Annotated in this window: 13 protein-coding genes and 1 riboswitch; all 13 genes read right to left on the bottom strand. The window is 35.3% G+C overall.

Annotated features, from left to right (window positions below):
• Positions 1–27: 27 nt before the first annotated feature.
• A complete protein-coding gene (locus tag DER71_RS11990) occupies positions 28–183 on the bottom strand; it encodes a hypothetical protein (RefSeq protein WP_158531817.1) in 156 nt (51 codons plus the stop codon).
• A gap of 42 nt (positions 184–225) precedes the next feature.
• Positions 226–3,300 (bottom strand): efflux RND transporter permease subunit, encoded by a 3,075-nt coding sequence (locus DER71_RS10975; RefSeq protein ID WP_114474630.1) that lies wholly within the window; start codon positions 3,298–3,300, stop codon positions 226–228.
• Positions 3,300–4,775: an efflux RND transporter periplasmic adaptor subunit gene (locus tag DER71_RS10970; protein WP_114457425.1), complete on the bottom strand. Its 1,476-nt coding sequence runs from the start codon at positions 4,773–4,775 to the stop codon at positions 3,300–3,302. The genes DER71_RS10975 and DER71_RS10970 overlap by 1 nt, the downstream gene beginning before the upstream one ends.
• Positions 4,765–6,093, bottom strand: coding sequence for a TolC family protein (locus DER71_RS10965; RefSeq protein ID WP_233486961.1), 1,329 nt, complete (start codon positions 6,091–6,093; stop codon positions 4,765–4,767). Before DER71_RS10965 ends, DER71_RS10970 begins: the two co-directional genes overlap by 11 nt.
• Before the next feature lies 1 nt (position 6,094).
• Complete coding sequence (locus DER71_RS10960; protein WP_114457424.1) at positions 6,095–6,679, bottom strand: TetR/AcrR family transcriptional regulator; 585 nt, start codon at positions 6,677–6,679, stop codon at positions 6,095–6,097.
• Positions 6,680–6,881: 202 nt separating this feature from the next.
• Positions 6,882–7,184, bottom strand: a complete 303-nt coding sequence (locus tag DER71_RS10955; RefSeq protein ID WP_114474629.1) for a YkvA family protein — start codon at positions 7,182–7,184, stop codon at positions 6,882–6,884.
• Between the two features lie 107 nt (positions 7,185–7,291).
• Complete coding sequence (locus tag DER71_RS10950) at positions 7,292–8,095, bottom strand: MetQ/NlpA family ABC transporter substrate-binding protein (protein ID WP_114474628.1); 804 nt, start codon at positions 8,093–8,095, stop codon at positions 7,292–7,294.
• Between the two features lie 93 nt (positions 8,096–8,188).
• Entirely contained in the window at positions 8,189–8,860 is a 672-nt protein-coding gene (locus DER71_RS10945; protein WP_114457421.1) for a methionine ABC transporter permease, read from the bottom strand.
• On the bottom strand, positions 8,853–9,875 hold the full coding sequence (locus DER71_RS10940; protein WP_114457467.1) for a methionine ABC transporter ATP-binding protein: 1,023 nt from the start codon (positions 9,873–9,875) through the stop codon (positions 8,853–8,855). The genes DER71_RS10945 and DER71_RS10940 overlap by 8 nt, the downstream gene beginning before the upstream one ends.
• Positions 9,876–9,962: 87 nt before the next feature.
• Positions 9,963–10,073: riboswitch (SAM riboswitch) on the bottom strand.
• Positions 10,074–10,295: 222 nt separating this feature from the next.
• The gene (locus DER71_RS10935; RefSeq protein ID WP_114474627.1) at positions 10,296–11,132 is read right to left on the bottom strand and encodes a PHP domain-containing protein; all 837 of its coding nucleotides are present in this window, start codon (positions 11,130–11,132) and stop codon (positions 10,296–10,298) included.
• A gap of 130 nt (positions 11,133–11,262) precedes the next feature.
• A complete protein-coding gene (locus DER71_RS10930; RefSeq protein WP_114457419.1) occupies positions 11,263–12,021 on the bottom strand; it encodes a YdcF family protein in 759 nt (252 codons plus the stop codon).
• A gap of 56 nt (positions 12,022–12,077) precedes the next feature.
• Complete coding sequence (locus DER71_RS10925; protein WP_114457418.1) at positions 12,078–12,356, bottom strand: metal-sensitive transcriptional regulator; 279 nt, start codon at positions 12,354–12,356, stop codon at positions 12,078–12,080.
• Positions 12,357–12,853: 497 nt separating this feature from the next.
• A partial coding sequence (locus DER71_RS12575) for a 4Fe-4S binding protein (RefSeq protein WP_147269420.1) occupies positions 12,854–12,962 on the bottom strand: 109 nt, incomplete at its 5' end.

Here is a 12,962-nt window from a genome sequence, read left to right as displayed (position 1 = left end):
TTATTAGCTAAACATAATAATTGAAATTCAAAACCGTCTGCTATTTTCTCGGGGCAAGCCCACGAGGTTTGCTAGCAGACTATAACTTCTATCACCAAAATATACACCACCTATTTCTTTATCCAGAGCCGGGCCTGCAACCACTTCCAGATCAAACTCATCTGCAAATTCTCTAACAGTCATATCTTATTCTCCTTTATAATTTTTTGTCAACATTTTACCCTTCTATATCCTCTTTTCTGCTTCCTCCCGGGTTATTCCTTTATATTTAGCAATAATAAATGCCCTTAGATCAGTAATTAAGGAATAGAAAATAGGAATTACAAATAATGTTAAGAAAGTAGCAAATGTCAGTCCACTTACAATAACTATCCCCATTGGCTGAGTTGATTCTGAACCTTCGCCAATACCAATAGCAATAGGCAGCAGACCCAGAATTGTTGTCAGTGCAGTCATCATAATAGGCCTCAGCCTAACCGTTCCAGCTGTTATAATAGCTTCAATCTTTTCTGTACCTCTGCGGCGCAGCTGATTAATATAATCAACCATTACTATAGCATTATTAACAACTATACCAGACAGAGTTATTAAACCCAATATTGAAGCAACAGAAACTATAGAGTTGGTTATATACATCCCAAATATTACACCTATCAAAGCCAGTGGAATAGTGAACATAATTGTAAATGGATGGACTAATGATTCAAATTGAGAAGCCATAACCATATAAATTAAAATTACAGCCAGTCCGAAAGCCATCCCAAGACTGCTGAATGATTCCTGCATATCTTCAAATTCACCTTCATAGCTGAATCTATAACCATCCGGTAATTCTAATTCTGATAAGCGAGATTGAATCTGAGTCATTACTGTACCAAGGTCTACACCGTGAATATCAGCAGTTATTTCAGAATGACGCTCCTGATCTTTGCGTAAAATTTCTACTGGTCCTTCAGCAATTTCCAGATCTGCTATCCTGCTTAATGGTATCATTTCACCAGATGCAGTTTGAATATTAAGTTCTGGCACCTGAGACATCTGTTCTATTTGATCTTCTTCCAGACGAATTCTAATATCATATTCATCACCGGTAACTTCATATCTGGTTGCAGTACTTCCATTGATAGCTGTTCTAACTGTATTTGCAATTTGACTTACATTTAAACCAAAGCGGCTTGCAATAGAGCGGTTAACCTTTATTCTATATTCGGGCTGTCCTTCTGAAAAACTATTGTCAATTTCTCTTAAGCCCTCAATATCTTCTATGGCTGTAGTGGCTTTTGCAGTTTCCTGCTCTAATACATCTAAATCGTCCCCAAATAGTTTTACATTAACTGGTGCACCTCCACCAAAGTCCTGCTGTTCTTCGACAGTGAGGTCTACATCAGGGATATTAATTTTTTGTCGAATTTCTTCCATTACTTCTGCTGTTGACCGATCTCTCTCAGCCAGATCAACCAGGTCCACACTTATAATTCCCACATGACTGCTGGAAGAAGTAGACATCCTCTGACTATCAGATCCAACTGTAGCAATTACTGTTTTAATTTCTTCTATATTCATCAGTACAGATTCAATTTCTGTAGAAACTTCGTTGGAACGTGATAATGAAGTCCCTACCGGGAGTTCATAGGTGACTGAAAATGATCCCTGATCTGTACTGGGCATAAATTCAAATCCTATTTGTGGAATTAGTGCCAAACTACCGATCAGCAGAACTACTAATAATGCGACAACTACCCAGCGGTGTTTAAGCACTCTGCTCAGTGCTGTCCGATAAATTTTTCTTATTCTACCTTCTTTTTCAGTTCTGTCTAATTCTTTCTGTGTAACTTTCAAAATCTTGGAAGACAGCATAGGAATCAGGGTTAAAGCAACTATCAGAGAAGCAATTAAAGAAAAAGCTACTGTGAGTGCCAGGTCCTTAAATAACTGACCTGCCATTCCTTCAACAAAAACTATGGGTAAAAAAACAACTACAGTAGTAATTGTGGAAGCAACAATAGCCATTCCAACCTCAGAGGATCCTTCTCGGGCAGCTTCCACTTTACCCTCACCTAAACTACGGTATCTATAAATATTTTCCAGAACAACTACTGCATTATCAACCAGCATACCGACTCCAAGAGCAAGACCACCAAGAGATATAACATTTAAATTAACATCAGCAAAGTACATTAAGATAAAAGTGCCAATAATTGAAATCGGCATCGCTGTTGCAATAATTATTGTGCTGCGAATATTTCTTAAAAACAAAAAAAGTATAATTACAGCTAACAGTCCACCAACAATAGCATTTTGACTTACACTGGCAATGGATTTATTTATAAACTCAGACTGATCCATTGCAATTGAAAAATGGTAATTAGGATAATCCTTTTTTATTTGTTCTATTTCTTCTCTAACAGCATTTGCTACATTAACGGTATTTGCATCAGTTTGTTTCTGGATTGCGAGTGATAAACTGCGTTTTCCATTAGTTCTGGATAAAGTTTCTAAATCAGCAAAACCATCCTTAACTTCTGCTACATCGGATAATTTAATCTGTCCATTTCCCACCGGAATATTAATATTTCTAATTTCATCTAAATTAGAAAATTTACCGATTGTCCGAACTAAAAATTCTGTATCACCCTGCAGGACATCGCCTGCTGATACGTTTATATTTTCACTGCTGACAATATTTGTAATCGTGTTAAAACCAAGATTATAATGTTTAAGTTTCTCTCTCTTTACAGATACAATTATCTCTCTTTCCAGTCCACCCTGCATATAAACCTGAGCAACCCCCGAAATTCTTTCCAGACGGGGAATTAATTCATCTTCAACTTCCTCTTTAATTTCATCTATTTCCAATCCATCTGCTGAAACACCATAATTCATAATCGGAATCATAGCAGGATCAAATTTAAAGATCAGGGGTTCATCTGCATCTTCCGGTAAAATTGCATCACTAATTAAATTAACCTGTTCTCTGAGATCCTGAACAGCAAAATCCATATCACGACCCCAGTTAAATTCTACGACCACTGTTGAAGAACCCATTGAGGAAGTTGAGGTAATACTTTTAACTCCCTCAACAGTAGCTACTGCACTCTCTATTTCTTTTGTGATTAAATTTTCTATTTCCTCAGAGCCTACACCCTCATAACTGGTAATAATAGCTGCTCCCGGAAAAGTTATATCTGGAAACAAATCAAGGCTTAACATTGACAGAGAAACTGAACCAATCAAAAGCACCATCAAGATTATCATCGCAGTTGTTACAGATCTTTTTATCGAAAAATCGGATAACTTCATTAATTTCTCACCTCAACTGACTGACCATCCTGAAGGTTGCTCTGACCTCTAATGATTACATCCTCCCCTTCACTGAGACCACTTAAAATTTCAGCCCGACTGTCAGTAGTAATTCCAATTTTTACATCTTTTCTTACTGCTTTGTTATTTTTTATAATAAATAAATAGGGCTGGTCACTGTTTAAATTAACTATACTTTCTATTGGTACCACAACTGCTGAACCTGAACTTCCCTTAGATAATTTAACATCAGCAAACATTCCCGCTCTCAACCTGTGGTCAGGATTAGGAATTTTAACTTTAACTAAATAGGTACGGCTGGAAGGGTCGGCTGCGGGTGATATATTGGTAATTTCGCCTTCTATATAATGCTGCATTGTTTCAGCTTTTACTTCTACAGTTTCACCTTTTTTAACTGCAGAGGCAGTTGAGGCTGTAACATCAATTTCTGCATAAAGTTCTTTAATATTAACCAGATGAATAACGGTCTGACCGGCAGCTATTATTTCTCCCTGGTCAATATTAACTTTATTTATTAAGCCGGCAACAGGTGCTGTTATTTGAGTTTTAGAAATTTGATCTTCAACCTGGGCCAGACTTGCCTCCGCCTGTCTTACTGAAGCCAGACCGGCTCTTACTCTTTCCTGCCTGGGACCACGCTCTGCCTCTGCTAAATTTGCCGCTGCCACTTCTAAATTACTGCGGGCATTTTTAACCTGCCTCCGCGCATTTTCGAGCTGCTGTTTTAATTCTGTTGGATTGTTAAATGTTTTCTTTGCAAGCTGATAATTTTCTTCAGCTAAAGAAAAAGCTGATTTTGCCTGGTTTAAAGAAACTTCAGCATTTTCAAAGGCACTTGTTGCATTATCAAATTCTTTTTCAGAAATAACATTATCATTATATAATTTTTTTGAACGCTCATAATCTCTTTTTGCCTGCTCATAATTAATTTTAGCCTGATTTAAATTATGTTTTGAGCTTTCAAGCTGCTGTTCAGCACTAACAAGCTGCTGTTCTAAAGCTCTTCTGTCATTATATATTTCTTCCATTAATTTAAGATTTATTTCTGCACTTTCTAAACTTGCTTTTGCATTTTCATAAGTGGAGCGAACTCTGTCCATTTCTTCCTTAGTAACTCCATTTTTTAATTCCTGATAATTTGCACGAGCTTTCTCCAAAGAAGCCTCTGCCTGTTTTTTCTGAATTAAAAGAGACTCATCATCAATTTTTATAAGTTCTTCATCTTTCTTAACTTCCTCTCCAATTTCTACATTAACCTTTTCTGCTACTCCACCGATCTGGGCCGGAATATCTACATCCTGAATTGGAGTTAGGATACCTGTAATTATTTCATTTATACTAATATCTTCTTTAATAGATTTTGCAGTTTCTACAACCTGAGTATTATTCTGCGCAAAGGCTGTAGAGCTTATAAAGACTAACAGCAGTAAGATAAGTATTATTTTATTTTTCATTGTTTATCACATCCTTAAAGTATTCTTTTATGCGTCCGCTTTTATATAAAGTTCTAAATTGCTCAATTTCATAACTGTATTCTGCCTGGAGCAGTGAAACCTTGGCCTGGTTATATGTTGACTGTGCATCTATTACATCAGTATTGCTGGCTACTCCTGCCCTATAGCTTACATTGGCAATTGCTAAATTTTCTTTAGCATTTTCCAGTGAAAGCTTTTCCAGTTCAATTGATTGTTTATTTTCTTCTACATTCAAAACAACATCTTTAATTTCTATCTGCAGGTTTTCCAGCAAATCCTGCTGATTGTTATTAATTTTTTCCATCTGGTTTGCTCTTTTTTTAGCATTTATGTTTCCCTTTCCACCATCATAAAGTGGAACAGAAACTCCAACTGTTAATGACCAGTTTTCTCCCTCTTCTGACATAAATTCGTCTCCACTCCAGTCATAAGATCCATTGAGTGCTATATCAGGTCGGTAATACTGGCTGTCGAGCTTTTTGGTTAATTTTACTATCTGTCTGTTCAGCTCTAAAACCATTAAATCCGGATTATTTTCAACTGCCGTTTTAAAAAGTTCGTTCTGATTGAGATTTATATCAAAATCAATTTCCGGCCTTACTGTATTATATTCTGCTTCAGAAGCAAGAAGCTGGGACAGCCTTCTGCGGGCAATTTTTAAATCATTTCTGGCTGAGCTCAATTCTTCTTTTGCACTCCTCTGCTCTATCTGACTGCGCAGCAGATCCTGCCTTATCGCTGTACCGGCTTCAATCCTATTTTTTACAACTCTCAGATGCTCATTTACAATATTGAGAGCTTCTTTTCTTATTTCTACCATTCCTTCAGCCTGTAGAACACCATAATAGGACTGAATCAGATTAAACAGCTGTTCCTCCAGTACCTTTTCATAATTGCTTCTGGCTATTTCCAGATTATAACCGGCTATTTCCTTCTGTATACCAATCTTCCCTCCCAGCCAGAGCGGCTGTGTGAGATTTACAGAAGTACTGTAATTTTCATCAGGACCTTCAACAGGACCAAAAGATGATATTTGAGGCTGGCCTTCATCCATCTTTGTATATGAACTCTGCAGATTCAGTGTGGGAAAATACGACCTGACTGTTAGCTGAATATCTTTTTCAGCATTTTCTATATCTTTTCTGGCATTTTTTAATGTTCTGTTTTGTTCAAAAAGAATCTTTACTGCTTTTTTTAACTCTAACTCTTCTGCAGCCTGAACTGCTGTACTGACAGATAAAATGATCAAAATTAGAGCAAATATAATTGCTGTTTTATTTTGTATTTTTTTGTGCATACTACTGCTCCTTTCTGCGTATTCCATTCATTATAAAATTATAAATAAACTCTACCTGATTATCTATTCCATCTATATTTATTATTATATCCTGTGTATGTGGGGTAAACAAAACTGATAATATCATAGTTGAAATATGAACAGGATTTTCTTTCTTAATTATTCCATTATCCATACCTTCTTTAATAATTTCAGAAAAAATTCTTATAATTTCATCATGTTTTTTTTCCAGTTTGTTTTGAATTTCTTTATTAATTAATTCCATATTATTTCTAAAAACTGTTAGCAAATTCAGGTGTTCATTTAAAGTTTCCAGGACAGTTCTTATAATTTCACAAATTTTATCTTCAGTATTTTTATTAGATTCTGCTATTTTTTTAAAATGTTCCTTAAAATAGTCCTGGCCCTGTATAATGATTTCTCGAAAAAGTTCTTTTTTGCTGTCAAAATACCAGTAAACCGTACCTTTGCTGACCTCTGCACCTTCAGCAATTTCCAGCATTGATACTGTATGGTAATTATTTTTTGAAAACAGTTTCACTGCAGACTTTAATATCTCCTCTTTTGTATCTCTATTTTTACTCATTCTAAACCCCCTGTATTATTATACTGACCGGTCAGTCATTAATTATATAAAAAAAATTTCATTATGTCAAATTATATCTAAAAAAATTCTCTAACTTTATTTTTAAAGCTGCAGAAAGGACTGACAATCCATCTTCTACACAAAAAAACAGCCGATAAAATTATCGGCTGATTAAAAAAATATTATTTTTTTCAGTCTTCTATCATTCTACAGTATAATCTTCTCTGGAGATATCTACTGTATCAGGGTGTTTTTTCCGACTTTTATTTAAATCTCTTTCTCCTTTATCATATTTACTGAGTAGATTTTTAAGTATGGGCCACATTAAAACAAATACAGCTATATCATCCAGCTGACCTGCTAGTGGGAAAAAATCCCCGATAAAATCAAAGGGAATTATCAAATATATAACAGGAACTAAAAAAAGCATTTTTTTACTTAATTTAATATCAGAATCCTTCATAAACTTAAATATTCTATATAAGCTGAATAAACTTTTTTTCATAAGTTTTCACCTCTTTTTCAGTAACTATATTATACAACAAATCAGCTGAAAAAGAAAATGGAGGTGCCTAATTGACACCTCCAGGTAAATAAATTTTACCGTTTAAATTAAAATACCGGAACAACTGATCCTTCATATTCTTTTAGAATAAAATCTTTAACTTCCTGAGTCTGGAGTACTTCCATCAGCTTCTTTATATCTTCTCTATCTTCATCCCCACTTCTTACAGCTACAACATTTGCATAGGGAGAATTACTTCCTTCTATAAGAAGTGCATCCTCCATTGGATTAAGACCTGCTTCCAGTGCATAATTAGTATTAATTACCGCTGCAGCTACATCAGGCAGAATTCTCGGCAGCTGTGCTGCTTCCAGTTCTTCAAACTTCAGGTTTTTGGGGTTTTCTATTATATCAAATGGAGTTGCATTAAGATCTTCAGGATTTTCAAGTTTTATTAATCCATTTTCCTGCAGCAGAAGCAGTGCTCTACCTTCATTTGATGGGTCATTAGAAACTGCTATTGCTGCACCTTCCGGCAGTTCTTCTACATCAGTGTATTTATCAGAATACAATCCCATCGGCTCTACATGAATCGGATCTAATGCAGAAAGTTCTAAACCTCTGTCTTTACTAAAATTATTAAGGTACGGTACATGCTGAAAAAAGTTTGCATCAATACTGCCGTCAGAAAGAGCAATATTTGGTGTTACATAATCTGTAAACTCAACGATTTCCAGCTTAATACCGGCTTCTGCAAGATCATCTTTAACCTGGTTTAATATTTCAGCATGTGGAACAGGAGTTGCACCAACCTTCAGAACAGAATCGGCTGCAAATACTCCCACAGTTCCTGCCAGTAAAATAGACAATACTCCAATTAATACAATTAATACAATTAATTTTTTTTTCACTATTATCCTCTCCTTTTCAAATTTGTTACGTCAAATCTAATTTTTCTAAAAAAGTCTCTATATAAACATAACCAGCATCTATATTCAATAATTTTATCTATGATCAAAAGCACCGGCAGCTTTATTGCCGAGCCACTGAATTATCTGCACCAGCAAAACCAGTATAACAATGGTCTCCAGCATAATACCCAGCTTAAACCGCTGATATCCATAACGGATAGCGATATCGCCGAGACCACCCCCTCCAACTGCTCCTGCCATTGCAGAATAACTAATTAAACTTACAGCAGTTAAAGTAATACCAAGCACTATAGCAGGCAGTGATTCTGGCAGCAGAACTTTATATACTATCTGCCAGGGAGTAGCTCCCATTGAGTGGGCAGACTCTATAACTCCTGGATCAACTTCCAGCAGAGCATTATCAGTTATCCTCGCCATAAATGGTATAGCAGCCAGAGAAAGCGGTACTACAGCGGCTGTTGTTCCGATGGAAGTTCCCACTATCATTCTGGTAAATGGAATTACTGCCACCATTAAAATAATAAATGGGATTGATCTGCCAATATTAATCATTCCATCCAAAACTGTATTTAGTGATTTATTGGGAAGAATATGCCCTTCTCTGGTAATTGTAGTTATTACACCAAGGGGAATACCACCCAAAACTGCCACAAAAAGTGAAAGCCCCACCATATATAATGTTTCCAAAAGTCCTGACCACATTAAATCATTATACCGGGCCAGTCCTGATAAAGCCTCAAACATTCTCTAACACCTCCACTCTTAATCCTTCATTTATCAAAAAATTTATTGATTTTTCTATACTTTCCGGATTACCTTCTAAATCCAGAATAAGGGTTCCAAAAGGTACTGTCTGAATCTCATCTATATTACCATAAAGTATATTGGCATCTATATTATACTGTTTTACCAGATAGGATATCAGCGGCCTGTGGGTTTTTTCTCCAATAAATGAAACTCTAATTAGCTGGCCCGGACGCTTTTCTTTAATTAATTTTATAACTTTTGGCGGCAGATCGAAGTCTACCACAGAACTTATAAACTTTTTAGTAAGAGCTTTTTGCGGTCTGGCAAATATATCGAGCACTTTTCCTTCTTCTATAACCTTTCCCTCTTCAATTACTGCAACTTTGTCACATATTTCTTTAATTACACCCATCTCATGTGTAATGAGAATTATCGTTAAATTCATTTCCTCTCTAATTTTACCTAAAAGATCCAGAATAGATTTGGTGCTTTCTGGATCCAGTGAAGATGTTGCCTCATCAGAAAGGAGAAGATCCGGTTCATTGGCAAGTGCCCTGGCTATACCAACCCTCTGTTTCTGCCCTCCAGAAAGCTGAGCCGGATAGTGATCAGCTCTATCTGTCAGTCCTACAAGCTCTATCAGCTCATCTGCTCTCTTTTCTCTCTGCTTTTTCCCTACTCCTGCTATTTCCAGAGGAAAAGTTACATTACTCCTAACAGTGCGCGAAGTCAGCAGATTAAAATGCTGAAAAATCATGCCTATTTTCTGCCTTGCCTGTCTTAAGTCTTTAGAACTGAGCTCTGTCAGGTCAACATCATTTATATTAATAGATCCTGCTGTTGGTTTTTCCAGCAGATTAAGCATTCGTATCAAAGTACTTTTCCCGGCACCACTTGGGCCAATAATACCAAATATCTCACCTGTGTTTATATCCAGATCAAGCCCGGATATTGCTTCTATATCTCCCTGTGTTGATTGATAACTTTTTCTTAAATTTTCTATTTTTATCACTGTCAGATCACCCTTCACAAAATAATAAACCGCTCCTATTTAGAGCGGCCTGCATTAAAAAAATCCTCTATGAGAGGATTAAATTACCCCTCATCTTTCATCTCCATTCAAGGAAATGCAGGAATTAGCACCTTACCTATATTTCAGGTAGGTTGCCGGGCATCACAGGGCCAGTCCCTCCGCCACTCTAGATGATTCATATTTATTTTTAATTTATTTAAATTTAAGTTATTTAAAAGTTTATCACTGCTTTCAGTCTTTGTCAAGTTTTTTATAAAAAATTTTCTATTTATCCTGTTTGGCTCACTGTTTGACTCAAAAATTCTGCTGCTTTTCTCAGCTGTATATTTAAGTAACTCATGTATATTTAAGTGACTCAATAGTATATTATTAGAATTCTCCTTATAATGATAATTAATCTTAATCTGTATTTGCTGCAATTTTTAATTTTTGGTAATCATCATAATCTATTCCCCATTCTCCAGGCATGATTCCAGGCGAATTATCTCCATGATAATCAGAACCCCCTGTTATTAAGAGATTCAGCTCTTCAGCAATTTTTTTATATCTTAAAGTATTAACTTCATCATGTTTACTCTGATAAACTTCTATTCCTTTAAGTCCGGCCTGCTTTAATTTTTCGATATCCTTTTTTTCTAAGGGATCTCCATGATTTATCAAAAATGGATGTGCAATTACAGGAATTCCACCTGACTTTAAAATAGTTTTTATAGCAGTTTCTGGTTTTACCTTCTCCTTCTCAACATATGCAGGACTTCCTCCCCCGATCAACTCATCAGTAAAAGCATCATCTATCTCCTCAATATAACTTTTTTTGACAAGTGCTCTTGCAATATGTGGTCTTCCTACACTAACTCCTGAAGCATATTCTTTTATGTCTTCATAATCCAGCTGATATCCCATTTCACTCAATTTGTTGATAATTTTTTTGGTTCTATCTATTCGAGACTGAATAATATCTTCAGACAGCTTTTGCAGTTCTTTGTTTTCTACATCTATAAAATAACCTAAAATGTGATATTCTGCTTCACCCCGATAGGTCGATATTTCTATCCCAGGTACAAATTCTATATCATTTTTTTGTGCCACTTCAGCAGCTTCAGCTGTTCCTGCTGTTGTATCGTGATCTGTCAGAGAAATAGCTTCCAATCCCCTCTCAGCAGATTTTTTTACAAGTTCTTCAGGATTGAGAGTTCCATCAGAATATGTACTGTGCATGTGTAAATCGATCTTCATATTCAACTTCCTTTCTTATATGACTTATATTGTTGTTTTTCTTAAGAAATCAATAAGATGATTTTCCCACATCATAAGATTAATTAACATTTTATTTAACAGACTCTAATTTAAACTACTTTTTCTGTATCTAAATTCTGTCTGTTAGATAATACCAGAAAAGCCCCACCCACTCATGCAGGGCATTTAAGTTTGCTGTTAGAGCTCCCCGATTAGGTAAATATTCTAAATATCCCAGCCTATGGCTGAAGATATATCCCGAATGAACCGGTAAAAAATCTATATTCTGACTTTTAAAAACAGCAGCTGATCTGGCCATATGTATGGCCGAAGTGACAAGATAAATTTTATCATAATCATTATCATTCATCCACTGTTTTATATGTTCAGCATTTTCGAATGTAGTTCTGGCTCTATCTTCTTCTATAAAATTTTCCATTTCCATCCCCAGATTTTCCAGTACATCTGCAGCTACTTCAGCTTCAGATGTTTCCGAATAACCCAAAGCTACCCCTCCACTATATATAATCTCTGTCCTGTGCAGATTGTGTATTTTATATGCCTTAATAATTCTCTGCAGGCTGTAGAGACCGGGATAAGCTCCTCTCCCTTCTCTGTAATATATTCCACCACCAAGAACAGCCACCGGATGTGGGGTTAGTGGTTCAACACTTATACTGTCTGCATAATCTTCAAGTGGAATAACCAGTATTTTTATACCAATTCCACTTGATAATACTATCATAATTAGCAGAAAAATTACAGAGATAATTTTTATAATTCCACTTTTTCCCTTAATAATAAGATAAACTGTCAGAATAAACAGCAGTACAATAAATAGTCCGGGCGGCATTACAAATGAAGCAATTATTTTCTCCAGTGCAAGCATTAAATTTTCACCCCACCTTTAAATTTAATGAGACTTAACACAAAAGGGCTGTTATATTAATCGGTAAATTTATCTATAACATCGAGCAGCTCATCAATAATCTCCTGTTCTCCTTTTTTATCTGAAATAGCATTTTTCACACATCCATTTATATGTTTATCCAGTACTTTGAGTGCTACTTTTTTTAAAGCACCCCTGGATGCGTTTATCTGTGTTAAAATATCCACACAGTATTTATCTTCTTTTATCATTCTCTGCAGGCCTCTAACCTGTCCTTCTATTCTCCTCAGCCGCAAATCTAAGTTTTTCTTATCTTCTTCTGATAATGAATTCATACTAACACCTCTTTTTGGTTTTTTCGTTACGTCACATAATGTATGAAAGAAATTTTCCCAAAATTATTTTTAGAGTTACAAAAAAGAGATTTCGTCATAAATGAAATTTTAGGCACATCCTAATTATATTATATACTCAAATTACACACTTGTAAAAGTGCTTTTGCACCTTGAAATTTAAATATTATTTAGCAAAAAATACCAGATTAATTTATTCTCACGAAACAGCTCAGACAGAACTACAGAATGATTAAAAAGGAAATGATATCAAATTAGGAGGTGAATTTATTACTTTTTAAAACTCAAACTTCGCACTTGCAGAAAGGTTATCCATGTGCGGAGTTTGAGTTATATATCTTAATTAGGTGTCCTACAAATAGGGGGAGGATCATATCAAAAATATTGAATTAAAGTGACTTTTTAGTTCGAAAAATTTTTTCTTTTTATTGCTGCTTTTATTTTATTACTAACTCTAATCTTTTTTCCCTACTATTGTGTTATTTTAAAGCTTCTCTCACATTTTTCAATTCTTTTCTAATAGGAATATCCTGTGGACAATGGCTCTCACAAATTCCACATTCTATACAGTTTACAGCTTTAGCTTCA

Origin of the sequence: Halanaerobium sp. DL-01 (assembly GCF_003338615.1) — a bacterium.
Lineage (GTDB): Bacteria > Bacillota > Halanaerobiia > Halanaerobiales > Halanaerobiaceae > QPJE01.
Note: the sequence above shows the minus strand (reverse complement) of the source record. Positions and strands in the feature narration are given on the sequence as shown.

What these genes read in the sequence shown, in the direction of transcription:
- DER71_RS10960 (WP_114457424.1), bottom strand. Translation starts at nt 6,679, where the DNA reads ATGAGTAAAAATAGAGATACAAAAGAGGAGATATTAAAGTCTGCAGTG.
- DER71_RS10970 (WP_114457425.1), bottom strand. Translation starts at nt 4,775, where the DNA reads ATGAAAAATAAAATAATACTTATCTTACTGCTGTTAGTCTTTATAAGC.
- DER71_RS10925 (WP_114457418.1), bottom strand. Translation starts at nt 12,356, where the DNA reads ATGAATTCATTATCAGAAGAAGATAAGAAAAACTTAGATTTGCGGCTG.
- DER71_RS11990 (WP_158531817.1), bottom strand. Translation starts at nt 183, where the DNA reads ATGACTGTTAGAGAATTTGCAGATGAGTTTGATCTGGAAGTGGTTGCA.
- DER71_RS10945 (WP_114457421.1), bottom strand. Translation starts at nt 8,860, where the DNA reads ATGTTTGAGGCTTTATCAGGACTGGCCCGGTATAATGATTTAATGTGG.
- DER71_RS10930 (WP_114457419.1), bottom strand. Translation starts at nt 12,021, where the DNA reads ATGCTTGCACTGGAGAAAATAATTGCTTCATTTGTAATGCCGCCCGGA.
- DER71_RS10965 (WP_233486961.1), bottom strand. Translation starts at nt 6,093, where the DNA reads ATGCACAAAAAAATACAAAATAAAACAGCAATTATATTTGCTCTAATT.
- DER71_RS10935 (WP_114474627.1), bottom strand. Translation starts at nt 11,132, where the DNA reads ATGAAGATCGATTTACACATGCACAGTACATATTCTGATGGAACTCTC.
- DER71_RS10955 (WP_114474629.1), bottom strand. Translation starts at nt 7,184, where the DNA reads ATGAAAAAAAGTTTATTCAGCTTATATAGAATATTTAAGTTTATGAAG.
- DER71_RS10975 (WP_114474630.1), bottom strand. Translation starts at nt 3,300, where the DNA reads ATGAAGTTATCCGATTTTTCGATAAAAAGATCTGTAACAACTGCGATG.